The organism is Methylobacterium sp. E-046 (assembly GCF_022829625.1).
In the GTDB taxonomy this organism is placed as follows: Bacteria; Pseudomonadota; Alphaproteobacteria; order Rhizobiales; family Beijerinckiaceae; genus Methylobacterium; species Methylobacterium longum.
Window position 1 is genome coordinate 55,749 of the sequence record NZ_JAKSYP010000290.1, and the last position, 22,722, is coordinate 78,470.

Consider the following 22,722-nt stretch of genomic DNA (forward strand, 5'->3'; position numbering starts at 1 on the left):
GGACACCGTCGCGGCAACGGCTGGGGAAGGCACGCACGGGAATGCTCGGATGCTCCCGGGGCCGCAGGGCGCATGGTTCCTGTCAGTTAGGGGCTTGGCGCGTCTTGTCAATCACGCAATGCGCGCCACGTCGCCGCCGCGCACAGCCGATCAGGGCCGGAGGTGGTCCGCGGCCGGGACGAGGCACGGGTTGAGCCGGGTCGCCCGGGCAGCTCCGGCCGGCAGGATCGCGCCTGTCGTGTCCGGGTCGGCTGGCACAGCAGCGGCATTCAGGGTGACGCGGACCGGGGTCTCGTCCGATCCGCTCAGCCGGGCGAGCTGCATCGTGGCCACCACGGCGAGGAGTCCGACACCCGCCGACACGCGCAGGGCCCAGGCGAGGGGCGTCGCCGCGCGGCCGACGCTCCCCAAGTCGGAGCCCAGGACGTCGGAGCCCGGAACGTCGGAGCGGACAAGATCGGAGGTCCGGAGCCCCCCCGGGCCGGTCGAGCCGTCCGGGGGCCGGCGCCTGCCGAAGGGCTGGACGCCCCGGTCGTCGCGGCTGTGCATGGGCGGATTCCTCGGCGGTCCTTCCGGCCCGACATGGTGCCGGCCCACGCGCACCATTCAGCAACACGGTTAACCGCACGCTTACGGCCGAGCCGACCCCGCGGCGTCGCATGTGCCAAAATACAACGGCAGCCTTCGCCGTGCGTCAATGAAGAGATGAACCATCGCATCGGATCCGGCCCGATCTTCCGGAACATCGTCGCATCGAGACCCAGCAAGTGTCGGACGGTTTCACCACCTTCTACCCGATCCGCATGGCGCGTCCGCGGCGGGTGCTGAGGTTGGGTTCCGTTAGTCTTCACCTTTCGTTGACGTGATCGTCCTAGTCTCAACTGGCTTGTTGCAGGAAAGCGACAGACCTGCCGACCGAGAGCGCCTAGAAGGCTGCCGGCTCAAGCTAACCAGGACCTTTGGAACCATGAAGAAGCTTCTCCTCGCATCGACCGTCCTCGCCGGCATGTCCGCTGCAGCATCCGCGGCCGATCTGCCCCGCCGCGCCGCGCCGCCGCCAGTGTTCACGCCGGTCCCGGTCTTCACGTGGACTGGCTTCTACTTCGGTGTGAACGCCGGCTACGGCTTCGACGCCAGCAGCCGCAACACCGCCAACTACGGGCTGCCCGCCGGCTCGCTGATCAATTCCGGCAACACCAACGCCGTGGTCAGCGTCAACAACCGCAGCAACAACGACGGCTTCACCGGCGGCGCGCAGATCGGCTACAACTACCAGTTCACGCCGGGCTCGGGCGTCGTGATCGGCTTCGAGGCCGACGCCCAGTATGTCGACTTCGCCCGCCGCGCCAACGCCACGCAGAACTACGGCGTGGTCGGCGCTCCCGGCGTCGCCTTCTCGGCCCCGCGCGCCTTCGTCGCCACCAGCGGCAACGGCCTCGACTACTTCGGCACCGTGCGCGGCCGCCTCGGCTACGCCTTCGACCGCACCCTCGTGTACGGCACCGGCGGCTTCGCCTACGGATCGGGCCAGGACGACCAGAACTTCGCCGGCAACCGCTTCCGCGACAGCTTCCGCACCGGCTACGCGGTCGGCGGCGGCATCGAGTACGCCCTGCCCACCGACTCCTTCCTGAACTTCTTCCGCTCCTCGGCCGTCACGCTCAAGGTCGAAGGCCTGTACGTTAACCTCGAGCGCCAGAAGAACGCCGCCGGCGGCGTGTTCTACCCGACCCTGCTGGCCCCGAACGGCACCGCCTACCTCAACGGCGCCGCCGCCAACACCGAGTTCGCCGTCGTCCGCGCCGGCCTGAACTACAAGTTCGGCTCGTACTAGGATCGCCGACCGGAGCCGGCTAGGCCGGCTCCACGCCTCGGGAGGGTCCGGCTTCACGGCCGGGCCCTTTCGCGTTTTCGGACCGCGGGCCCGGCGGCGGGTGCGACATGCGGCTCCGGAACCACGCCGGCGCCGGCCCATTGGCCCGGCAGCGCCGCGACGAGCCTGGGCGCTCGGGAGCGACCAGCCGTGCGCAGCTCAATCCTTCTCCTCTCGCTGACGGCCCTGGGATTGGCGGGCGCACCGGCCCGCGCCCAGGATGCCACCGTGATCGGCAGGAACACGGTGCTGCCGGGGACCGGACCCGGGACCGCCACGGACGGCAGCGGCGCCGGCCGGCTCATGGAGGCCGCGAGCGCCGAGGACGCCGCCAAGCGTCAGGGGCTCAAGCCCGTGACCTTCCTGACCACGAAGATGATCGGCGTGACGGTTCGGAACGCCGGGGGCGACAGCGTCGGCAAGATCGACGACCTTCTGATCACCGAGGGCGGGATGCTGAAGGCGGTGGTGATCGACGTCGGCGGCTTCCTCGGCCTCGGGAGCAAGGTCATCGCGGTGGAGCCCGGCGCCCTGGTGCTGAGGCCCGGCGGCGACCGGTACTCGGCGGTCCTCAACCTGAGCAAGGACGCCGTGGCGGCAGCCCAGCCCTTCGACCCGGCCAAGGTGATGACCCCGCCCTGACGGGCCGCCCGCGAAGGCGTGACGCCGTCGCGGGCGAGGCGATGGCACGCGGGCCCTGCGTTCGCGGCGCCGAGCCCGCGCCGCCGCGAACCCGCCGTCAGATGTCGAGGTCCGCGCCCTCGGCGAAGGCCGCCCGCTCGCTGATGAAGGCGAAGCGCGCCTCGGGCTTGTTGCCCATCAGGCGCTCCACGGTGTCGCCGGTCGATTCCCGGGCCTCGTCCAGGATCGCGACCCGCAGGAGCGTGCGCTTCTTCGGGTCCATGGTGGTCTCCTTGAGCTGGGCCGGCATCATCTCGCCCAGGCCCTTGAAGCGCCCGATCTCGACCTTGCCGCCCTTGAACACCGTCTTGGTGATCCGCTCCCGATCGGCATCGTCGCGGGCATAGGCCACCTTCGAGCCCTGCTGCAGCCGGTAGAGCGGCGGGATCGCGAGGTAGAGATGCCCGCGGTCGATCAGCTTCGGCATCTGCCGGTAGAAGAAGGTGATCAGCAGCGAGGCGATGTGGGCGCCGTCGACGTCGGCGTCCGTCATGATGATCACCTTGTCGTAGCGCAGGTCCGCCTCGCGGAAGGCCGCGCCGGTGCCGCAGCCGAGCGCCAGGGTGAGGTCCGAGATCAGCTGGTTGGCGCCGAGCTTGTCCCGCGAGGCCGAGGCGACGTTGAGGATCTTGCCGCGCAGCGGCAGGATCGCCTGGGTGGCCCGGTCGCGGGCCTGCTTGGCCGAGCCGCCGGCGGAGTCGCCCTCGACGATGAAGATCTCCGAACCCGCGGTGCCGGCCGCCGAGCAGTCGGCGAGCTTGCCGGGCAGGCGCAGCTTGCGGGTGGCGCTCTTGCGGGCGACCTCCTTCTCCTGGCGGCGGCGCAGGCGCTCCTCGGCCCGGTCGATCACCCAGTCGAGCAGCTTGTTGGCCTGGGCCGGGGAGGCGGCCAGCCAGTGGTCGAACGCGTCGCGCACCGCCGTCTCGACGATGCGCTGCGCCTCCACGGTGGCAAGCTTGTCCTTGGTCTGGCCCTGGAATTCGGGCTCGCGGATGAAGACCGACAGCATCGACGCGCAGGTCGCCATGACGTCGTCCGTGGTGACGGCGGTCATGCGCTTGGCCTGATTCACGCGCTCGGCGTGCTCGCGCAGGCCGCGAAGCAGGGCGACCCGCAGGCCGGCCTCGTGGGTGCCGCCCTCCGGCGTCGGGATCGTGTTGCAGTAGGAATGCGAGAACCCGTCCTCGGTGACCATCCAGGCCACCGACCATTCCAGCGACCCGTGGGAGCCCGGCTTGGTGATCTTGCCGGAGAACATCGCCTCGGTGACCAGTTCCTTGCCGTCGATGTCCCGGGCGAGGTAGTCGCGCAGGCCGTCGGGGAAGCGATGCACGGCCTCGGCTGGGACATCCTCCAGCCCTTCGAGGAGCGCGGGGGCGCAGCGCCAGCGGATCTCGACGCCGCCGAACAGGTAGGCCTTCGACCGCGCCATCTTGAACAGGCGGCGCGGGTCGAACTTCAGCGAGCCGAAGATCTGGGAATCCGGGTGGAAGCGGACCCTGGTGCCGCGGCGGTTCTGCACCCGGCCGATCAGCTCCAGCGCGCCCTGCGCGTGGCCCCGCGAGAAGGTCTGACGATAGAGGGTCTGGTTGCGCGCGACCTCGACCTCCAGCACGTCGGAGAGCGCGTTCACCACCGAGATGCCGACGCCGTGCAGGCCGCCCGAGGTCTCGTAGACCTTCGAGTCGAACTTACCGCCGGCGTGCAGCGTGGTCATGATGACCTCCAGCGCCGACTTGCCGGGGAATTTCGGGTGCGGGTCGACCGGGATGCCGCGGCCGTTGTCGGTGACCACGAGGGCGCCGGTCTCCTCCAGCTCCACCTCGATGAAGCTGGCATGGCCGGCCACCGCCTCGTCCATGGAATTGTCGATCACCTCGGCGAAGAGGTGATGCAGCGCCCGCTCGTCGGTGCCGCCGATATACATGCCGGGCCGGCGCCGGACGGGCTCCAGTCCCTCCAGCACCTCGATGTCGGAGGCGGTGTAGCCGGCTTCCGGCTCGGCCGCCGCGATCGCCGCCACCGAGGCCGAGGCGGCGAGCCGCCTGCGGGGCTCGGGTAGCCGGGCGGCCGTTCCCTTGCTGCCCGGTCCGAACAGGTCGCGCGCCGTATCGCTCACGCGCGGCCTCCGCGCCCGCGGCGCATCGGCCGGCTCCGGCTCGCGCACACGGTTCTGGGGAGAATGAGTCCGGGATTGTGGAGCATGCGCCTTCATCCCCGCATGATAGCGGAACAAAACAGAAACATCAAAGCCGTTCGCCCCCGGGCGATGCGGACCCATCATCGCATGCTGCGCCGCCGCGAGCGAGGGCCGCCGCGCCACGCCCGGCCGGAACGTCGAATCCGTCTGTCATCACGACGTTGCACAAATCGGGGTTAAGGCTTCGTCGTGACCCGCCCGTACGGCCTCGGCAGTTCTCCCCCGGAACCGTTCCACGGGATCGACGTTGAAGGCCAGAATAATCTTGACCGTGGTCAGGGAGCCGCAGTCGATGAGTGACGCCGCGATCGAGGCCCGCCGCCTGACCCTGATCCGCTTCGAGCACGCGGCCGGTGCCGCCTTCGGATGCGAGGACGAGGCGACCGGCGTGCCGCCCGTCCGCGCTCTGGTGATGTCCACGACGATCGCGCTGGCGACCTTCGCGACCGTGGTCGCGGCGACGATCACCTACCTGGTCTGAGCCGGGCGCGCGCGGCCCTCAGATCTGTCGCAGGTAGGGCGCCGGCTTCTGCCCCAGGATCCGCCACGTGCCGGCGAGGCCCAAGAGGATCGCCAAGGCCACCGCGGCCCCCGCCGCCAGGAGCGCTCCGGAGAGGTCGAGCCGGAAGTCGAGGTGCATGACCTTGGCGACGATCACCCAGCCGGCGAGGGTTCCGGCGGCGAGGCCGAACAGGGCCGTCACGAGGCCGAGGGCTGCGTATTCGAGTCCGTAGGCGGTCAGAAGCCGCGCGCGGCTCGCCCCCAGCACCTTGAGCACCACGGCGTCGTAGAGCCGCGCCCGGTGACCGGCCGCGATGGCGCCAGCCAGCACGAACAGGCTCGCCAGGACGGCCACGGCACTTGCCCCGCGGATCGCCAAGACCAGCCGACCGACGAGGTCGCCGATGGCGTCCAGGGCGTCCTTGACCCGCACGGCGCTGACCGACGGGAAGGTCTTCGCGACATCCCGCAGGATGTGGTTCTCGGTCGGCGCGTCGGTGCCGCCGGGGAGCGTCAGCGTGGCGAGGTCGGAATGCGGCGCCCCCCGGAAGGTGCCGGGCGAGAACACCATCACGAAGTTGATGCCGAGGTTGCGCCACTCCACCCGGCGCAGGTTGAAGATCGTCGCGGTGAGGTCGCGCCCGAGCACGTTGACCGTGATGGTGTCGCCGAGCTTGAGGCCGAGCTGGCGGGCGAGGTCGGCCTCGAAGGAGACCAGGGGCTTGGCGCCCTGCTCGGCGCTCCACCACGCGCCGTCGGTGAGGCTCGAACCCTCCGGAACGGTGTCGGCGTAGGTGATGCCCCGGTCGCCGTCGAGCACCCAGGCGGCGTCCTCCGGGGGCCGGATCTTGTTGGCCGGCACGCCGTTCAGGGCGACGATCCGCCCGCGCATCATCGGCACGTCCTCGATCTTCGCGTTCGGCGCGGAGCGCGCCAGGAACGCGCGGAACGCATCCGCATCCCGGGACGGAACGTCGAGGAAGAACAGGTTCGGCGCCCGGGCCGGCAGGGTCGCGCTGATCGTGCGGCGGACATTGGCGTCGATCAGGCTGAGCGTCACGAGGAGCGTCACGCCGAGCCCCAGCGACAGGACGATGGCGGGCGTCAGGGCGCCGGGCCGGTGGAGGTTGGCGAGCGCCATCCGGGGCGCCGGCCAGCGCGGATGCGGCAGGCGGCGGGCGAGGGCCATCAGGCCGAGCGCCACCCCGTGCAGCAGGCCGAACGCGATGGCGGCGGCCGCGATGAAGATCAGCGCCACACGCCGGTCGAAGGCGGTGGCCACCGACAGGCCGACAAGGGCGGCGAGACTCGCGGTGAGCCAGATCCGGTAGCGCCAGCGCGGGCGCACCCGGGACGGGTCGACCGTGTCGCGGAACAGGCCGGAGACCGGCACGTCGTGGGCCCGGCCGAGCGGCGTGATCGCGAACGCGAAGGCGGTGATCAGCCCGTAGGCGGCGGCGAGCGCCAGTTCCCCGGGGGCGAGCGTCGGGTTGAGCGGCAGGGGCAGATCGGCCGCGAACAGGGCGTCCAGGAGGAAGGGCAGGCTCGCGCCGATCGCGAGGCCGATCCCGGTGCCGAGGCCGGCGATCAGCATCACCTGCGTCAGGTAGAGAACGACCACCTGCGAGCCCGGCGCGCCGACGCTCTTGAGGGTCGCGATCGAAGGCCGCTTGCGCTCCACGAAGGCGTGGACGGCGTTGCCGACGCCGACGCCGCCGACGATCAGGGCAGTCAGGCCCACCAGCGTCAGGAACTGCGTGAAGCGCTCGATGCTCTTGGAAAAGCGCGGATCGGCATTGGTGCGCGACCGGATCTCCCACCCCGCCTCCGGGGTCGACGCGCGGATGCGGGCCTGGGTGGCCTCGAGGCCCGCCGCCCCGGCGGCGTCCTGGGGCAGGACGATCCGATAGCTCCAGCGGTTGAGGCTGCCGGGCTGGACGAGGCCGGTGGCGCGCAGCGTCGGCTCGGAGATCATCAGCCGCGGCCCGAAGCCGATGCCGCCGGCGATCTTGTCGGGCTCCGACACGATGGTGCCGCGGATCGTCACGTCGTGCCCGGCCAGCGCGATACGGTCGCCGACCTTCACGTCGAGGCGGGTCAACAACGCCGGATCGGCCAGGGCCCCCGACTGGCCGTCCCGGTCCGCCAACAGGTCGGCGAGCCGACCGGGCGGCTCGGTGACGATCTCACCCGCGGCCGGGTAGGTGGCGGGATCGACGGCCTTCAGCTCGACCAGGGCGGCGTCGCCGCTGCCCGCCACCGCCATGGCGCGCAGGGACGCCACCACGTCGAGCCGGCCCTCCCGCGAGAGGGCCTGCCGCTCCGCCTCGGTCGCCTCCCGGTTGATCAGGTTGTAGGCGAGGTCGCCGCCGAGGATCCGGCGCCCCTCCCGGCCGAGCCCGTCCGACAGCGAGCGCGAGATCGACGCGACGCCGGCGATCGCCGCGACGCCCAGCGCGATGCAGGCGAGGAACACCGCGAAGCCGCCGAGGCCGGCGCGCAGTTCGCGCAGCGCGAGCCGCACGGTGAGCGGGATGCGGCGGGGCGCAGGGCCGGGGCGGGTGAGGGTACCGTGCATCAGGCGGTCACCGCGTCCTCGATCCGTCCCGAGCGCAGCCGGACGGTGCGGTCGCACAGGCGTGCGAGGCCGTTGTCGTGGGTGACCAGCACGAGCGTCGCGCCGCGGTCGCGCTTGAGCCGGAACAGGAGATCGACGATCTGCCGGCCCGTGGCCTCGTCGAGGTTGCCGGTGGGCTCGTCGGCCACCAGGATCGCCGGGTCGGGGGCGACGGCGCGCGCGATGGCCACGCGCTGCTGCTCGCCGCCGGAGAGCTGCGCCGGGTAATGGTGCAGCCGGTGCCCGAGGCCGACAGCTTCCAGCTCGGCGCGGGCGCGCTCCAGGGCGCCGGGCCGGTCGGCGAGTTCCAGCGGCAGCGCCACGTTCTCCAGGGCCGTCATGGTCGGCACCAGGTGGAAGGCCTGGAACACGATGCCGATCCGCCGGCCCCGGAACCGGGCCAAGGCATCCTCGTCGAGGCGGACGAGGTCGGTTTCCTCGATGACGACGCCGCCGGAATCGGGCCGCTCCAGGCCGGCCATGACCATCAGCAGCGTCGACTTGCCGGAGCCGGAGGGGCCGACGAGGCCCACCGCCTCGCCGCGACGGACGGTGAGCGAGATGCCGCGCAGGACGTGGACCCGGGCGGCGCCGCGGCCGAGGCTGAGGTCGATGTCCGACAGCGCGATCGCCGGCTCACGCAACACCTTGTCTTGGCTCACCGGTGAGCCGATCTGTGGGCGATGACGAGCATGGTGCGCGAGGTCCTCACGTGGGGTCGATCCCCTTGGCTGCGATCTTGGCTGCAATCTCGGCTGTTCGGGCCGCGGGTGCATCGCGATATGGGTTCGGCATTGGGGCCGCGCCATGACGGCGGCGCCGTGTTCCGGCGCACGGCCCTGTTTGCCGCAGCGCTCGCGGCCCTGATGGTTCCTTTCATGACGGGTGCGCGGGCTGCCCCGGACGGCCCGATCAAGCTCGTCGCCCTCGGCGACAGCCTCACCGCCGGCTACCGGCTTCCGGCGGATGCCGCCTTCCCGACCGTGCTGGAGCGCCTGCTCAAGGCCAAGGGGGCTGACGTGACGGTGGGCAATGCCGGCGTCTCCGGCGACACCGCCACCGGCGGCCTCGACCGGGTCGACTGGTCGGTTCCGGACGGGACCGCGGGCGTGATCCTCGAGCTCGGTGCCAACGACATGCTGCGCGGCACCGACCCGAAGGTGACCGCGGGCGCCCTGTCGGCGATCATCGAGCGGCTGAAGGCGCGGGGCATCCCCGTTCTCCTCACGGGCATGCAGGCTGCGCCCAACCTCGGACCGGACTACAAGGCCCGGTTCGACGCGATCTTCCCGGCGCTCGCCAAGCGCTACGGCCTGACCCTCTACCCGTTCTTCCTCGACGGGATCATCGGCGACCGGGCGCAGCACCTCGACGATGGGCTGCACCCGAACCGTCAGGGCGTCGAGACCATCGCGGCCCGCATACTGCCGACGGTCGAGTCATTTCTGGGGAGCCTGCGGCAGGGGGCGACACGGTAATGCCGCGCCTGTTCACCGGTCTGGCGGTACCGCCGCACGTCGCCGACGCGCTCAAGGCCTATCAGGGCGGCCTGCCGGGCGCCCGCTGGATCGAGCCGCGGGACTTCCACGTCACCCTGCGCTTCCTCGGCGACGTCGAGGCCACCGTCGCCGACGATGTCGTGGAGGCGCTCGGCGAGATGCGGACGCGCCCGCCGCTGACCGTGAGGCTGACGGGCCTCGGCATCTTCGGCGGCGACAAGCCACGGGCGCTCTACGCGTCCGTGGCGGCCGACCCGGCGCTGACCGATCTCCAGGCCGAGCAGGAGCGGCTCGCGCGCCGGACCGGGATCGATCCGGAGCGGCGAAAATTCACACCGCACGTGACCCTCGCCCGTCTGAGGCGGGACGCGACACCGGAGGCGACGGCGATGTACCTGTCGCAGGCGCCGGTCTTCGTGCCGCTGACGTTCACGGTGGATCGGGTGACGCTGTTCTCGGCCCGGGAGTCGACCGGCGGCGGCCCGTACCTGGCGGAGGCGCAGTTCCCGTTCGCGTGAGAGGCCGCACCGCGATCGCCGGACGGGCGGAGGGGCCGCACCGCCCCAGCATCCGGAACGCGGCGCCGGTCGCTCCAGACGAGGGATCCGCCGGCCGGCGAGGCCCCGCGATCCCCACGCCCGTCGCCCCGACCACAATCCTGGATGAGGCCCGTGTGCGCAGACCGCCGCGTCACCCGCAACCGGACGGCCGCGCCACGAACCGGCGCGCGCGAGCGCGGGACCGTCCGCCGGGCGCCGTCCCCATCCTCCGCGCCGCTCGGAGAGAGCCGTTCGTGATTTCCGGACCGCCGCGCCGCACCGGTGCGCCCGGGCGCATTTGACCTTCCGACGCGTTCCTGATTGACCGGCCCGGCATGACCACGAGCCTCTCCGCCGGCGGAACGCCGCGCCTCGCACCCGTCGTCGACCGGATCGGCCGCGGGCTCGACGTGCTGAGCCTGACCCATGGCCGGGCCGTCGCGGCCCTGCTGGTCCTGTGCCTGATCGTGTTCCTGCCGGGCCAGATCTCGCTGCAGCCGATGGACCGGGACGAGCCCCGCTTCGCCCAGGCGTCGAAGCAGATGCTGGAGACGGGCGACCTCGTCGACATCCGCTTCCAGGGTGAGGCGCGGCACAAGAAGCCCGTCGGGATCTACTGGGCGCAGGCCGCCGCGGTGGCGGCCGGCGCGGCGCTCGGCGTGCCCGAGGCGCGCACGCAGATCGCCCTGTACCGGATCCCCTCCGTGATCGGCGCGACGGCCTCGGTGCTGCTGGCCTACTGGGCGGCGCTCGCGTTCCTGCCCCGCCGGTCCGCGCTGCTGGCCGCGGCCCTCTACGGCGGATGCCTGATGCTCGCGGCCGAGGCGCATCTGGCCAAGACCGACGCGCTTCTCGTAGCCTGCGCCACTGCGAGCCTCGGGGCTCTCGCCCGGGCCCGGCTGGCGTCGCGGGACGGCGGGCGGGCGCTGTCCGGGCCGACCTTCGCGGCGTTCTGGCTCGGCATGGCGATCGGCATCCTGGTCAAGGGGCCGATGGTCCCGCTCTTCGTGGGTCTGCCGGCCCTGATCCTCTCGATCCGGATGCGCTCCGGCCGCTGGCTCCTCGCCCTGCGCCCCTGGCCCGGCCTCGCCCTGACGCTCCTGCTGGTCGCGCCCTGGTTCGCCGCCATCGCCTGGAAGAGCGGCGGCGCCTTCTACGCGGAGGCGGTCGGGCACGACATGCTGGCCAAGGTCGGCGGCGGCGCGGAGCGCCATTGGGGACCGCCCGGCCTCTACGCGCTCGCCTTCTTCGCGACCTTCTGGCCGGGCGCGGCCTTCGCCGCCATGAGTCTGCCCTTCGCGTGGCGCGCGCGGCGCGAACCGGCCGTATCCTTCCTGATCGCCGCCGTGCTTCCCGCGTGGCTGATCTTCGAGGCCGTGCCGACCAAGCTGCCCCACTACGTCCTTCCGCTGATGCCCTGGCTCGCGGTCCTCACCGTGTTGGCCCTGTCGCGGGGGGCGCTCGATCCCCGGCTGCGGGGGGCGCGCCTGACGGCCCTCCTGCTGCCGGCCATTCCCGTGGGTCTCACGCTCGGCCTCTGCCTGGCCGGCTGGCGGCTCGATGCCCACACGCTCCCGTGGCCGGCCCTGCCCCTGCTCGCCGCCGCCTGCGCGGTGGCGACGCTGGGCTGGCTGGCCTTCGCGCAGGGTTCGGGCGAGCGTGCCCTCGTTCTCGGCGTCCTGGCGGCCTGCCTGCTCGGCCCGGCCGTGCTCGGTGTGGCGCAGCTGTCGCTCCCGGCCCTCAAGGTCTCACCGCGGCTCGCCGCCCTGCGCGACAGGGTGCCGTGCCCGAACCCGCAGGTCGCCAGCCTGGGCTACCGCGAGCCGAGTCTCGTGTTCCTCGTCGGCACAGGCCTCGCCCTGCCGCCGGACGGCGCCGCCGCACGCTCCTTCCTGGAGGGCGGCGGCTGCCGCCTGCTCTTCGTCGAGGCGCGCGAGCGCGACGATTTCAACGCCGCCTGGCCCGTGGGTCGCGGCGTGCCGGCGCCCCTGGCCGAGGTCGAGGGCTTCAATCTCAACACCGGCCGGCGCGTGTTCGTCACGGCCTACGCGGTGTCCCCGTGAGCGACATGCCCCATCTCAGCGTCGTGGTGCCGGTGAAGAACGAGGCCGGCAACATCGCGCCCCTGGTGGCCGAGATCGAGGCCGCCTGCGCGGGCCTCGCCTTCGAGCTGATCTACGTCGACGACGGCTCCACGGACGCCACGCCGGCGGCTCTCGCGGCGGCCCGGGCGGGGCGGCCGTGGCTCCGGGTGCTGCGCCACGCCCGGAGCGGCGGCCAGTCGGCGGCGGTCCGCAGCGGCGTGCGCGCCGCCCGCGGCACCGTCATCGCGACCCTCGACGGCGACGGCCAGAACGATCCGGCCTTCATCCCCATCCTGCTCGCGGGCCTGGAGGCGGCCGGGCCGGGCGCGGGCCTCGCCCAGGGGCAGCGGCGCGGCCGCAAGGACGGGCGCTTCAAGATGCTCCAGTCGCGGATCGCCAACGGCGTCCGCGGGCGGATCCTGAAGGATTCCACCCGCGACACCGGCTGCGGCCTCAAGGTCTTCCGCCGCGCCGTCTACCTTCGCTTGCCGTACTTCGATGCGCTGCACCGGTTCATGCCGGCCCTGGTGGCGCGGGAGGGCTTCGCGGTGGTCCACCGCGACGTGGTCGATCGGCCGCGCCTCACGGGCGTGTCGAATTACGGCCTGTTCGACCGCCTCTGGGTCGGACTCCTCGACCTCGCCGGTGTGTGGTGGCTGATCCGGCGCAAGCGCGCGGACCCGCGGCCGGAGGAGATCGCCATCCCGGCCGGTGCGCCGGCAGACCAGGACGTCGGATGCTGATCCAGCTCGCCCACGACCTTCCGGACTACTTCTACGACGTGTTCGTCACCCGGATGGATTTCTGGCTGGTGTTCGGCATCGTCGCCCAGCTGGTGTTCGGCTCGCGCTTCATCCTGCAATGGATCGCGAGCGAGCGCGAAGGTCGAAGCGTCATGCCGCTGTCGTTCTGGTTCCTGTCGATCCTCGGCGGGCTGATGACCCTGGTCTACGGCTTCGTGCGGCGGGAGCCCGTGATCATCATCGGCCAGGGCCTCTCCACCGGCATCTACCTGCGCAACCTCGCGCTGATCTTCCGCGAGCGCCGCCGCAACCGGGGCGCGGCATGAGCCGCGCGCCGCTGCCCCCCTTCTACGACGATCTCGACGCGACTTTCGCCGAGCTGTGGCGGATGCTGGCGGACGGCGTCGCGCACGGCCGCAGCGGATTCCACCTGCCGGGGCTGGCGACGCTCGGCGCGGACGGCGCCCCCCGGCTTCGCACCGTGGTGCTGCGCGCGGCCGATGCCGCCGCGGGCGCCCTCCGGTTCCATTGCGATCGCCGCTCCGACAAAGCCGCCGAGATCCTGGCGCACCCGGCCTGCGCGCTGGCCGCCTACGACGACGCCGCGAAGGTCCAGATCCGGGCCGAGGGCCGCGCCGGCCTGCACACCGACGACGCGGTCGCCGACGGGGCCTGGGCCGAGTCCCGGCCGATGAGCCGGGTCTGCTACGGGAGCGAGCCGGCCCCCGGCACAGGCCTGGCCGCGGGCGGGGCCTATGCCGTGCCGGACCCCGCGGTGGCCGGAACGCCCGGCCGGCCGCACTTCGCCGTCGTGGTGGTGGCGGTGGAGCGCCTCGACTTCCTGTATCTCGACCGCCGGGGACACCGGCGGGCGGCCTGGCGCCGGAGCGAGGCGGGCTGGCAGGGCAGCTGGCTCGCCCCCTGAGGGCGCAGCACCGCGTCTCACGCGTCTCCCACAGCCATCACGGACGCGGCGAAGCGGCCCGGCGATGCACGCATCGGACGTTGAGACGTGGATCACCGCCGCCAGCGCAGGATGAAGCACCGGTCCCACCATCCCATTCACGGTTCGGCGCGTCCCATTTTGTTGCGCCCGCATCGACTCCTCTGTCCTATGCTGGATAAGCAACGGCCAACCGGGAGTATTTTCCGTGCGTCGCTTCGTAAGATTACCTATCGAATACAAGATTGTCCTTGCCTTCGCTTTCATAGCCGCGAATTCGATCGGCTACCTCTGGTACATCTCCAAGCGCATGGTCGCGGCCGACGCCGCCTACAGCGCGTATCTCGTCAACGACGCCGCGGCGGCAACGATGGCGGCGCGCCTCGGCGGGATCGTCCATCAGATGAGCTACGTGGCCTTCCGCGCGCTCGGCGAGGCCGACCCCGACGCATCCGACCGCGTCGGGGCCGCGTTCGAGCCGCTTCCGGCCGTGGCCGCGGGGCTCCTCGACGGCGTGCGCCGGAACGCTCCGGCGTTCCAGGACCGGACCGGCCGGATCACGGATCTGCTCGACGCCTACGCCGCGCTCACCGGCGAGATGTGTGCCCTGGCCAAGAAGGGGATGAGCGCCCAGGCGCTGACCCTCGCCCACAGGAAGGTGGACCCCGTCCAGAAATCCCTGTTCGCGGAACTCGACGCCTTCGCGGACGACCTCGGCGCGTCGATCCGCACCGGCTCGGGGGCGCTGAGCGCCGGGACCCGCACGACCCTGCACTGGGTCATCGGATTGTCGGCGGGCGGCATCGTCGCCAGCATCCTCGTCGGGGTGATCCTGGTGAATGCCGGTGTCACGCGCCCGCTCGGCCGGCTCGCCCTCGCCCTGACGACCATGGCGGCCGGCCAGATCGACACGGAGGTCCCGGAGGCGCGGCGCGGGGACGAGATCGGCGCCATCGGCAAGGCCGTCGAGGGCATCAAGGACCTGATCTTCCGCCGCGCCGCCGAGCAGGCCGAGGCCGAGCGGCTGCTCGACGAGACCGCCGCGGGCATGCGCCGGCAGGCGCTGCTCGAGCTTGCCGGCGGCTTCGAGGACACGGTGGGCCGGATCACCGGGCTCGTTTCGGGCTCGGTGGCCGCCCTTCAGGCGACGGCGCGCGCCATGACCGACACCGCCGCGCGGACGGCCGACCGATCCACCCTGGTGACGGCCGCCGCCGAGGAGGCCGCCGGCAACGTCGACACGGTCGCGGCCGCCGTCGAACAGCTCGGCTCGTCGGTCCAGGAGATCGGCCGTCAGGCCAGCGGCTCGGCGACCCTGGCCCAGGAGGCCGTCTCCGAGGCCGCGCGGACCGCCGCCCTGGTCGGCGATCTCAGCGCCGCCGCCGCCCGGGTCGGTGACGTCGTGACCGTGATCGCGTCCATCGCGAGCCAGACCAACCTGCTGGCCCTGAACGCCACCATCGAGGCGGCGCGGGCCGGGGAGGCGGGCCGCGGCTTCGCGGTCGTGGCGGGCGAGGTGAAAGACCTCGCCGCGCAGGCGGCCCGGGCCACAGGGGAAATCGCGGGGCAGATCGGCCGCATCCAGGACGCGACCGATCAGGCGGTCTCGGTGATCGCCTCGATCACGGCCCGCATCCGCGAGATCGACGTCGCCGCCGCCGGGATCGCGGCCGCAGTGGCGCAGCAGGGGACGGCCACCCGGGAGATCGTGCGGAACGTCGCGCAGGCGTCCGCGGGCGCGACCGCGGTCACCGCCACCATGGCGGGCGTCGCCACCGCCGCCGGCGAGACAGGGACCGCCGCCGGTCAGGTCCTGGCCTCCGCCTCCGCCCTGGCACGCCAGTCGGAGGAACTCGGCGGCGAGGTCCGGCGCTTCCTCGACACGGTCCGGGCGGCCTGAAGCCCCGGCCGCATCCCCCGGATGGCAGCCCTGCACCGCTCCCCCTGACGCGGAGCGGCCGGCCGGGTTAGACGCATGGCACCCGGCCGCCCATCCGGGCCGAACGGGAGGACCTCGTGGGCCTCGTCTACGCGCTCGCCGCCTATCTGAGCTGGGGCCTCGTGGTCCCGCTGCACTTCCGGCTGCTCGGAGCCTACAGTCCGAACCACATCCTGGCCGAACGGATCGTCTGGTCGAGCCTGTTCGCCGGCACGTTGGCCCTGATCCTCGCGGTGCGCCACCGCCTGAATCTGCCGCTGCCGTTGCGGCGGCGCCACGCCCTCCTGCTGCTCTCGGCCGCGATGATCGGCGTGAACTGGCTGCTCTATCTCTACGCGATCAGCAGCGGGCACCTGCTCGACGCGAGCCTCGGCTACTACATCAACCCCCTGGTCAGCGTGGCGCTCGGGCGGGTGGTCCTGGGCGAACGCCTCCGCCCGCTGCAGGCCGCCGCCGTCGGAATCGCCACCGCTGGCGTGGCGGTGGCCGTGGTCTGGGCGGGCGAGCTGCCCCTCATGTCGCTGTCGCTGGCGGTCTCGTTCGCGCTCTACGGGCTCGCCCGGAAGATCGTCGGGGTCGACGCCCTCGTCGGGTTCCTGGCCGAGACGCTGCTCCTCCTGCCGGCGGCCATCGCATGGCTCGTCCTCACGCCCGAGCCCTTCCTGCCGGCCGAGTCCGCGAGCCTCGCGCTCCTGATGCTCACCGGCCTCACCACCGCCCTGCCGCTGATCTGGTTCGCCGCCGCCGCGGTGCGCCTGCGGCTGACGACCCTCGGGTTGCTGCAATACGTCGCCCCGACCTGCCTGCTCGGCCTCAGCGTCCTCGCCTTCGGCGAGCGCGTGGAACCGCCGCGGGCGGCGATGCTGGCCCTGATCTGGGCCGCGCTCGCCCTCTACACCCTCGATGCCGTGCGGGGCCGCCGCACGCCGGCTCCGGTGCCGGCGCGGTCGGATCCGGACCCGATGCGTGTATAAGGCCTTCCGGTAGAGGCCGCCGATGGGCGGATGATGGGACGTCGCGTGGCCGATGAACGAGACTGAGGACGGCGCACAGGCCGTCACGGACGCAGACTACCGGAACCTCGCCGAGACGCTTCCGCAGCTCGCCTGGATCGCCGAGGCCGACGGGACCATCGTCTGGTACAATCAGCGCTGGTACGACTACACCGGCACCTCGCTGGAGGAGATGCGCGGCTGGGGCTGGCGGATGCTCCACCATCCCGACCACGTCGACGCCGTGACCGAGCGCTACCAGGCCGCGATCCTGCTGGGGCGGTCCTGGGAGGACACGTTCCCGCTGCGCGGCCGGGACGGCACCTATCGCTGGTTCCTGTCCAAGGCGCTTCCCCACCGCGACGAGGCCGGGCGGATCCTGCGCTGGTACGGCACCAACACCGACATCACCCGCCGTCGCACCGTCGAGGAGCGCCTGCGTCATTCCGAGGAGCGCTTCCGGGCGCTGGTGGATGCCTCGGCGGCGGTGATCTGGAACACCAACGCGGCGGGCGAGCTGATGCCGCCGCAGGTCCGCTGGAGCACCTATACCGGCCAGGGCGAGGAGGCCTACCAGGGCTGGGGCTGGCTGGACGCGATCCACCCCGACGACCGGGCCCGCGCCGCCGACGCCTGGGCGGCCTGCGTGGAGGCGCGGGCGACCTACGAGGTCGAGTACCGCCTGCGCCGCCACGACGGGCTCTGGCGCACCATGGAGGTGCGCGGCGTGCCGGTGGTCGCCCAGGACGGCTCCCTGCGGGAATGGGTCGGCACCTGCGTCGACGTCACCGAGCGGAAGGAGGCCGAGGAGGCGGCGGAGCGCGCCCGGCAGGCGGCGGAGGCGGCCAACCGCGCCAAGAGCCAGTTCATCGCCAACATGAGCCACGAACTGCGCACGCCGCTCTCGGCCGTGATCGGCTACTCGGAGATGCTCGGCGAGGAGCTGGAGGATATCGGGCAGGCCGCCCTCCTGCCCGACCTGCGCAAGATCGAGGCGGCGGCGCGCCACCTCCTGTCGCTGATCAACGACGTCCTCGACATCTCGAAGATCGAGGCCGGCCGCATGACCGCCTCGGCCGAGACGTTCGCGGTGGCGGATCTGCTCCGGGACGTGCGCGACTCCACCGGCTCCCTGGTGGAGAAGAAGGGCAACCACTTCGTCCTCCGCGCCGGCGAGGGGGAGGGGGCCGATCTCGGCTCCATGCACCAGGACCAGACCAAGATCCGCCAGTGCCTCCTGAACCTGATCGGCAACGCCGCGAAGTTCACCGAGGCGGGGACCGTCACCCTGACAGTGCGCCGCCACCGGGAAGAGGGGGCCGACTGGCTGTCCTTCGCGGTCAGCGACACCGGCATCGGCCTGAGCGAGGCGCAGATCGGGCGCCTGTTCGAGCGCTTCGTGCAGGCCGACGACTCGACCACGCGCCAGTTCGGCGGCACCGGCCTGGGGCTCGCCATCACCCGGGCGTTCTGCCGGACCATGGGCGGCGACATCAGCGTCACCAGCAGTCCCGGCGCGGGCGCGACCTTCACGATCCGCCTGCCCGCGACGCTCAGCCCCGAGGACGCGCCGGCGGCCGAGGTCGAGGCCCACAACCCGGTGGAACCGCACGAGCAGCACGAGACCGTGCTGCTGGTCGACGACGACCCGGCCGCCCGGGAGCTGCTGCAACGCTTCCTGGAGCGCGAGGGCTTCCACGTCCGCAGCGCCAATGACGGCCGCGCCGGCCTGACGCTCGCCCGGGCCCTGAAGCCGCGGGCGATCCTGCTCGACGTCGAGATGCCGCGTATGGACGGCTGGGCGGTGCTGCATGCGGTGCGCAACGACCCGGACCTCGCCGGCACGCCGGTGATCATGACCTCGGTGGTGGCCGAGCAGGGCCTCGGCCACGCGCTCGGAGCCACCGACTACTTCGTCAAGCCGATCGATTGGGACCGGCTGAAGGGGCTGATGGAGCGCTACAGGCCCGAAGCGCCCGGCGAGGCGCGCATCCTGGTGGTCGACGACGACGCCGATGCCCGCGAGCGCCTGCGCCGCTCCCTCGGCCGGGAGGGCTGGACCGTCGACGAGGCGGAGAACGGCCGGCTCGCCCTCGAGCGCGTCAGCCAGGTCCGGCCGAGCCTGATCCTCCTCGACCTGATGATGCCCGAGATGGACGGGTTCGGCTTCCTGCGGGCGCTGCGGGCGAGGCCCGACGGGGACGTGCCCGTGGTGGTGCTCACCGCCAAGGAGATCACCAGCGCCGAGAAGGCGAGCCTCGGCGCTCAAGCCGACCGGGTGATCGCCAAGGGCTCCATGAGCCTCGCCGAGATCGGCAGGCAACTGCGCGTGCTCTACGCGCGTTCGGCGAGCGAGCCGGTGTCGGGGCAGCTCCAGGGCCTGATCGCGCGGCTAGCGGAGCAGGACGGGGAGGACGGGACATGAGCGGCGAGGGGATCGATCCCGACAAGGCGGCGGCGATCCGCCTGCGGGCACGGCTGGCGGTCGTGGAGCGGGCGGCGTGGTTCGGCCTCGTCCACGCCATGAAGACGCGGCCGGCCGAGACGGAGGCCTACATCGCCTCGGAGCGGGCGCGCTGCACGGAGGGGTTCGGCGGCGGCACCTGGGCGAAGGATCTCTCGGACGCCGAGCGGCGGATGCTCGCCGAGGAGGTGGATGCCGGGCTGGCGCAGCTGATCGAGGACGCCCGCGGAGAGATCTGACGCGCACAGGCCGGGAGCTGCGCCGGCCGGCACGAGTGCCGTTCATCGATGGGATGCCGCCCGATCCGATCGAGCGGCATCGACGGGTCTCAGCGGTGGCAGTAGCCGCGCGGGCCGCGATAGAGGCCGGGCGGGCAGCCCCGGGGGGCACCGGTCATGGCCCGGCGCATGGCGCCCCGGGGACCGCGGTTCAGGCGACAGCCGCCGTACGGACCGCGATGCGCCCCGAACCCGCATCCGCCGCGAACGAGGGTGATCGAGGTCTCGCCGCCGGAGAGCGGCGCTACCGGCATCGCCTGGGCCCCGCCGGCGAACAGCGCGACGGATGCGGCGATGATCAGGCCGGTCATTCTCATGAGCATTCCTCCCGTTTCGCAGGTCGCTGCCCGGCGAGGTTCCGGCCGCGACACGGCCGTCGGCCGCGGCCTGTAACTCCGTTCCCGGTGCTTCGTTCCGCGCGGATCACGGGCCGAACAGGTCGCGCCAAGCCGGTGGAAGGCCGACGGCCGCCAGGGACGGCGACGGCGGGCGGCCCGGCAGGCTGGTCGCCGAGAAGACCCCGCGCGCCACGGCGCGGGCCAGCACCCGCGCGGCGGCGTCGCCCAGGCGGGCGAGGTCGACGACGGGATCGGCGAGGGGCACGGCGCCGGTCGCCGCCGCGAAGACCAGATCGCCGTCCAGCGGCGTATGGGCCGGCACGAGGGCCCGGGCGAGGCCGTCCTGCGCCGCCACGGCGAGGCGCCGGCACTGCGCCTTGGTCAGCGCCGCGTCGGTCGCCACCACGGCGAGCGTCGTGGCGGCCCCCGGCAGCGTCCGGCCCGGGAAGGCGAGGGCGTCTTCCGGCACCCGGTTCGGGGCGCCCAGACCGCCGAACTCGGTCCCCTCCTCGAAGGGCGCGGCCCAGAAATGCGGCCCGTCCCCGATCGTCGCATTGCCGAAGGCGTTCACGGCCACGAGGCCGCCGACCCGGAAGCCGGTGCCCGCCACGAGGGCCGAGGCCGACCCGATGCCGCCCTTGAGCCGGCCCGTGCGGGCGCCGGTCCCGGCCCCCACCGATCCAAGGGCCACGTCCTCCGCGGCGGAGGCCGCGGCCTGGAAGCCCAGCTCGCGGTAGGGCGGGAAGCGGCCCCACTCCTTGTCGCCGCCGTTCAGGAGATCGAACAGGATCGCGCCCGGTACGATCGGAACCCGCATGCCGCCCACCGGGAAGCCCCGCCCGGCCTCGGCGAGCCACGCGGTCACGCCGGCCGCGGCATCGAGGCCGAAGACCGAGCCGCCCGACAGGACGAGGGCGTCGATCCGCTCCACCGTGCGCTCGGGGTCGAGCAGGTCGGTCTCGCGGGTGCCCGGCCCGCCGCCGCGCACGTCCACCGCGGCGACGACCGGCGCGTCGAACAGGATCGCGGTGACGCCGCTGGCCAGCGCCGCGTCGCCGGCGTGGCCGACCCGCAGGCCGGGAATGTCCGTGATGCAGTTGCGCAGCATGCGCCGACCTTGCCACGCCCGCCGATCGGCGCAAATCCGGCGTGCCGGCGAACCCCGGCCCGGGTCGGCCCGGTTGGCATGGCATCACAGCGCGGCGAGGAGCACGGCATGGACGTCGGAATCATCGGGATGGGGCGGATGGGCCGCGGGATGGCCGCCAGCCTCGCGCGGGCGGGCCACCGGGTCCGGGCTTGGAACCGCACGCCGGACGCCGCGCGGGGCATCGATGGGGTCACCCCGGTGGGCAGCGCCGCGGAGGCCTTCGCGGGGGACGCGGTGGTCACCATGCTGGCCGACGACGCCGCCCTGGAGGCCGTGATCGTGGCGGGGGGCCTGCTCGACCGCGCCGAACGCCCGGGCCTCCATATCGGCATGAGCACGATCTCGGTGGCGCTCGCCGGGCAGCTCGCCGCCGTGCATGAACGGGCGGGCGTGCCGTACATCTCGGCCCCGGTCTTCGGGCGGCCGGACGTGGCGGAGGCCGGCAACCTCAACATCGTGGCGGCGGGCGCCGCCGACCTGATCGACCGCGCGGGGCCGCTCCTCGACGCCATGGGTGCCAGGACGTGGCGCTTCGGCGACGAGCCGACACGGGCGAACGCCGTCAAACTCGCCGGCAACTTCATGCTGATCTCGGCGATCGAGGCCATGGGCGAGGCCTGCGCCCTCACGGAGGGGCACGGCGTCGCGGGCGCCGACTTCCTCGACCTGATGACCAACACGCTGTTCGCCTCGCCGGTCTACAAGGGCTACGGCGCCTCGATCGCCCAGAACCGCTACGAGCCGCCGGGCTTCATCCTCAAGCTCGGCGCCAAGGACGTGCGGCTCGCCCTCCAGGCCGCCGAGGGTGCGGGCGTGCCGATGCCCTTCGCCAGCGTCCTGCGCGACGGTCTCATCGAGGCGATCAGCCACGGTGACGGCGAGAAGGACCTCGCGGCCCTCGCGCGGGTCTCGGCGCGGCGCGCCGGGCGGTAGCGGGCGTCCGAAGGGCTGCGCCCTCCGGTTGGTGGCTCAGAGCCCGAATCGGGCGTAGGCCGCGCGCTCCTCGAAGGCGGCCACGGCGCCTTCGGCGAGCCCGGACCCGATGCCACCCGGGGCGCCGCCCCGGCGCAGCAGGCGGGAGAGCAGACCGCCGCGGGCCTCGGCCACGAGCCGCAGGTCGACCTTCTCGCCGAAGCGCGCGCGCATCGTGGTGCGCACGTCGCCCAGGGCGTCGACGAGGCCGAGCGGCAGGGCCTGCCGTCCGGTCCAGACCGCGCCGGTGAACAGGTTCTCGGACGACGACAGGGTTGGACGGCGGGTCGTCACCAAGCCGGTGAACAGGTCCTGCACGTCGGCTTGGATGCGCTTGAGCCGCTCCACGTCGGCGGGATCCTCCGGGCGGAACGGGTCGAGCATCGACTTGGCCTCGCCCTGCGTGTGGACGCGGCGCTCGACGCCGAGCTTCTCCAGGAGGCCGGGGAAGCCGAACCCCGCCGAGACCACGCCGATCGACCCGACGATCGAGGTCGGGTCGGCGACGATCTCGTCGGCCGCGCAGGCGATCATGTAGCCGCCCGACGCGGCGACATCCTCCACGAAGGCGACCACCGGCAGGCGCTTCTCCTCGGCCAGGGCCCGGATGCGGCGGTGGATCAGGTGCGACTGCGCCGGGGACCCGCCGGGCGAGTTGATGATGATCGCCACCGCCTTGGCGCCCGGCATCCCGAAGGCCCGTTCCAGGCTGCCGGCCACGCCGCCGATGGAGAGGCCGGGGCGGATCGGCGAGACCGCCCCGATCGTGCCGGACAGGCGGACCACGGCGACCCGGGGGCGGCGGTCCCGGAAGCGGCGGGGCAGGAGGGCTCGGAGGGTTTCGGACAACGCGAACGCCATGGAGATCTTACGCGGCTCGTCGGAGGGCCGGGCGGGGAACGGCCCGGA

The 22,722-nt window shown here is 72.7% G+C and carries 21 protein-coding genes; 14 read left to right on the forward strand and 7 right to left on the reverse strand.

Annotation, left to right across the window (positions count from 1 at the left end; translation table 11 throughout):
- Positions 1-150 precede the first annotated feature (150 nt).
- A complete protein-coding gene (locus MKK82_RS31920; RefSeq protein ID WP_238284563.1) occupies positions 151-549 on the reverse strand; it encodes a hypothetical protein in 399 nt (132 codons plus the stop codon).
- 418 nt (positions 550-967) lie between these two features.
- Here MKK82_RS31920 and MKK82_RS31925 point away from each other — a divergent pair, with 418 nt between their 5' ends.
- Positions 968-1,834, forward strand: coding sequence for an outer membrane protein (locus tag MKK82_RS31925; protein WP_238284564.1), 867 nt, complete (start codon positions 968-970; stop codon positions 1,832-1,834).
- Positions 1,835-2,023: 189 nt separating this feature from the next.
- Positions 2,024-2,515, forward strand: a complete 492-nt coding sequence (locus MKK82_RS31930) for a PRC-barrel domain-containing protein (protein WP_238284565.1) — start codon at positions 2,024-2,026, stop codon at positions 2,513-2,515.
- 97 nt (positions 2,516-2,612) lie between these two features.
- Here MKK82_RS31930 and parE read toward each other — a convergent pair whose 3' ends face one another.
- Positions 2,613-4,673: a DNA topoisomerase IV subunit B gene (gene parE, locus MKK82_RS31935; RefSeq protein WP_238284566.1), complete on the reverse strand. Its 2,061-nt coding sequence runs from the start codon at positions 4,671-4,673 to the stop codon at positions 2,613-2,615.
- 373 nt (positions 4,674-5,046) lie between these two features.
- On the opposite strand from parE, the gene MKK82_RS31940 reads away from it, so the two are divergent.
- Positions 5,047-5,235 (forward strand): hypothetical protein, encoded by a 189-nt coding sequence (locus MKK82_RS31940; protein WP_238284567.1) that lies wholly within the window; start codon positions 5,047-5,049, stop codon positions 5,233-5,235.
- An 18-nt stretch (positions 5,236-5,253) separates the two neighbouring features.
- Here MKK82_RS31940 and MKK82_RS31945 read toward each other — a convergent pair whose 3' ends face one another.
- Positions 5,254-7,833, reverse strand: a complete 2,580-nt coding sequence (locus MKK82_RS31945; protein WP_238284568.1) for an ABC transporter permease — start codon at positions 7,831-7,833, stop codon at positions 5,254-5,256.
- Positions 7,833-8,534 (reverse strand): ABC transporter ATP-binding protein, encoded by a 702-nt coding sequence (locus MKK82_RS31950; RefSeq protein WP_373323234.1) that lies wholly within the window; start codon positions 8,532-8,534, stop codon positions 7,833-7,835. Before MKK82_RS31950 ends, MKK82_RS31945 begins: the two co-directional genes overlap by 1 nt.
- Before the next feature lie 120 nt (positions 8,535-8,654).
- Here MKK82_RS31950 and MKK82_RS31955 point away from each other — a divergent pair, with 120 nt between their 5' ends.
- The 10 genes from MKK82_RS31955 to MKK82_RS32000 all read left to right on the forward strand — a co-directional run bounded on the left by MKK82_RS31955 (position 8,655) and on the right by MKK82_RS32000 (position 19,314).
- A complete protein-coding gene (locus MKK82_RS31955) occupies positions 8,655-9,350 on the forward strand; it encodes an arylesterase (protein ID WP_373323235.1) in 696 nt (231 codons plus the stop codon).
- Positions 9,350-9,889, forward strand: a complete 540-nt coding sequence (gene thpR / locus MKK82_RS31960) for an RNA 2',3'-cyclic phosphodiesterase (protein WP_238284569.1) — start codon at positions 9,350-9,352, stop codon at positions 9,887-9,889. The genes MKK82_RS31955 and thpR overlap by 1 nt, the downstream gene beginning before the upstream one ends.
- 356 nt (positions 9,890-10,245) lie before the next feature.
- On the forward strand, positions 10,246-11,973 hold the full coding sequence (locus tag MKK82_RS31965; protein WP_238284570.1) for an ArnT family glycosyltransferase: 1,728 nt from the start codon (positions 10,246-10,248) through the stop codon (positions 11,971-11,973).
- Between the two features lie 5 nt (positions 11,974-11,978).
- The gene (locus MKK82_RS31970) at positions 11,979-12,737 is read left to right on the forward strand and encodes a glycosyltransferase (protein WP_238284571.1); all 759 of its coding nucleotides are present in this window, start codon (positions 11,979-11,981) and stop codon (positions 12,735-12,737) included.
- Positions 12,731-13,063, forward strand: coding sequence for a lipid-A-disaccharide synthase N-terminal domain-containing protein (locus tag MKK82_RS31975; protein WP_238284572.1), 333 nt, complete (start codon positions 12,731-12,733; stop codon positions 13,061-13,063). Before MKK82_RS31970 ends, MKK82_RS31975 begins: the two co-directional genes overlap by 7 nt.
- Entirely contained in the window at positions 13,060-13,662 is a 603-nt protein-coding gene (locus MKK82_RS31980) for a pyridoxamine 5'-phosphate oxidase family protein (protein ID WP_238284573.1), read from the forward strand. Before MKK82_RS31975 ends, MKK82_RS31980 begins: the two co-directional genes overlap by 4 nt.
- Positions 13,663-13,888: 226 nt before the next feature.
- Positions 13,889-15,580, forward strand: a complete 1,692-nt coding sequence (locus MKK82_RS31985; RefSeq protein WP_238284574.1) for a methyl-accepting chemotaxis protein — start codon at positions 13,889-13,891, stop codon at positions 15,578-15,580.
- 116 nt (positions 15,581-15,696) lie between these two features.
- Complete coding sequence (gene rarD / locus MKK82_RS31990) at positions 15,697-16,593, forward strand: EamA family transporter RarD (protein ID WP_243987966.1); 897 nt, start codon at positions 15,697-15,699, stop codon at positions 16,591-16,593.
- A gap of 52 nt (positions 16,594-16,645) precedes the next feature.
- Entirely contained in the window at positions 16,646-19,036 is a 2,391-nt protein-coding gene (locus tag MKK82_RS31995; RefSeq protein WP_238284576.1) for a PAS domain-containing hybrid sensor histidine kinase/response regulator, read from the forward strand.
- Positions 19,033-19,314, forward strand: a complete 282-nt coding sequence (locus MKK82_RS32000) for a hypothetical protein (RefSeq protein WP_238284577.1) — start codon at positions 19,033-19,035, stop codon at positions 19,312-19,314. Before MKK82_RS31995 ends, MKK82_RS32000 begins: the two co-directional genes overlap by 4 nt.
- Before the next feature lie 89 nt (positions 19,315-19,403).
- Here the strand turns inward: MKK82_RS32000 and MKK82_RS32005 are convergent, their stop codons facing one another.
- Complete coding sequence (locus MKK82_RS32005; RefSeq protein WP_238284578.1) at positions 19,404-19,670, reverse strand: GCG_CRPN prefix-to-repeats domain-containing protein; 267 nt, start codon at positions 19,668-19,670, stop codon at positions 19,404-19,406.
- 106 nt (positions 19,671-19,776) lie between these two features.
- Entirely contained in the window at positions 19,777-20,799 is a 1,023-nt protein-coding gene (locus MKK82_RS32010; protein ID WP_238284579.1) for a P1 family peptidase, read from the reverse strand.
- A gap of 108 nt (positions 20,800-20,907) precedes the next feature.
- Here MKK82_RS32010 and MKK82_RS32015 point away from each other — a divergent pair, with 108 nt between their 5' ends.
- Positions 20,908-21,774: an NAD(P)-dependent oxidoreductase gene (locus MKK82_RS32015; protein WP_238284580.1), complete on the forward strand. Its 867-nt coding sequence runs from the start codon at positions 20,908-20,910 to the stop codon at positions 21,772-21,774.
- Between the two features lie 36 nt (positions 21,775-21,810).
- Here MKK82_RS32015 and MKK82_RS32020 read toward each other — a convergent pair whose 3' ends face one another.
- Positions 21,811-22,674 carry a S49 family peptidase gene (locus tag MKK82_RS32020; RefSeq protein ID WP_238284581.1) on the reverse strand — a complete coding sequence of 288 codons (864 nt, stop codon included), beginning with the start codon at positions 22,672-22,674 and terminating at the stop codon, positions 21,811-21,813.
- Positions 22,675-22,722: the final 48 nt, after the last annotated feature.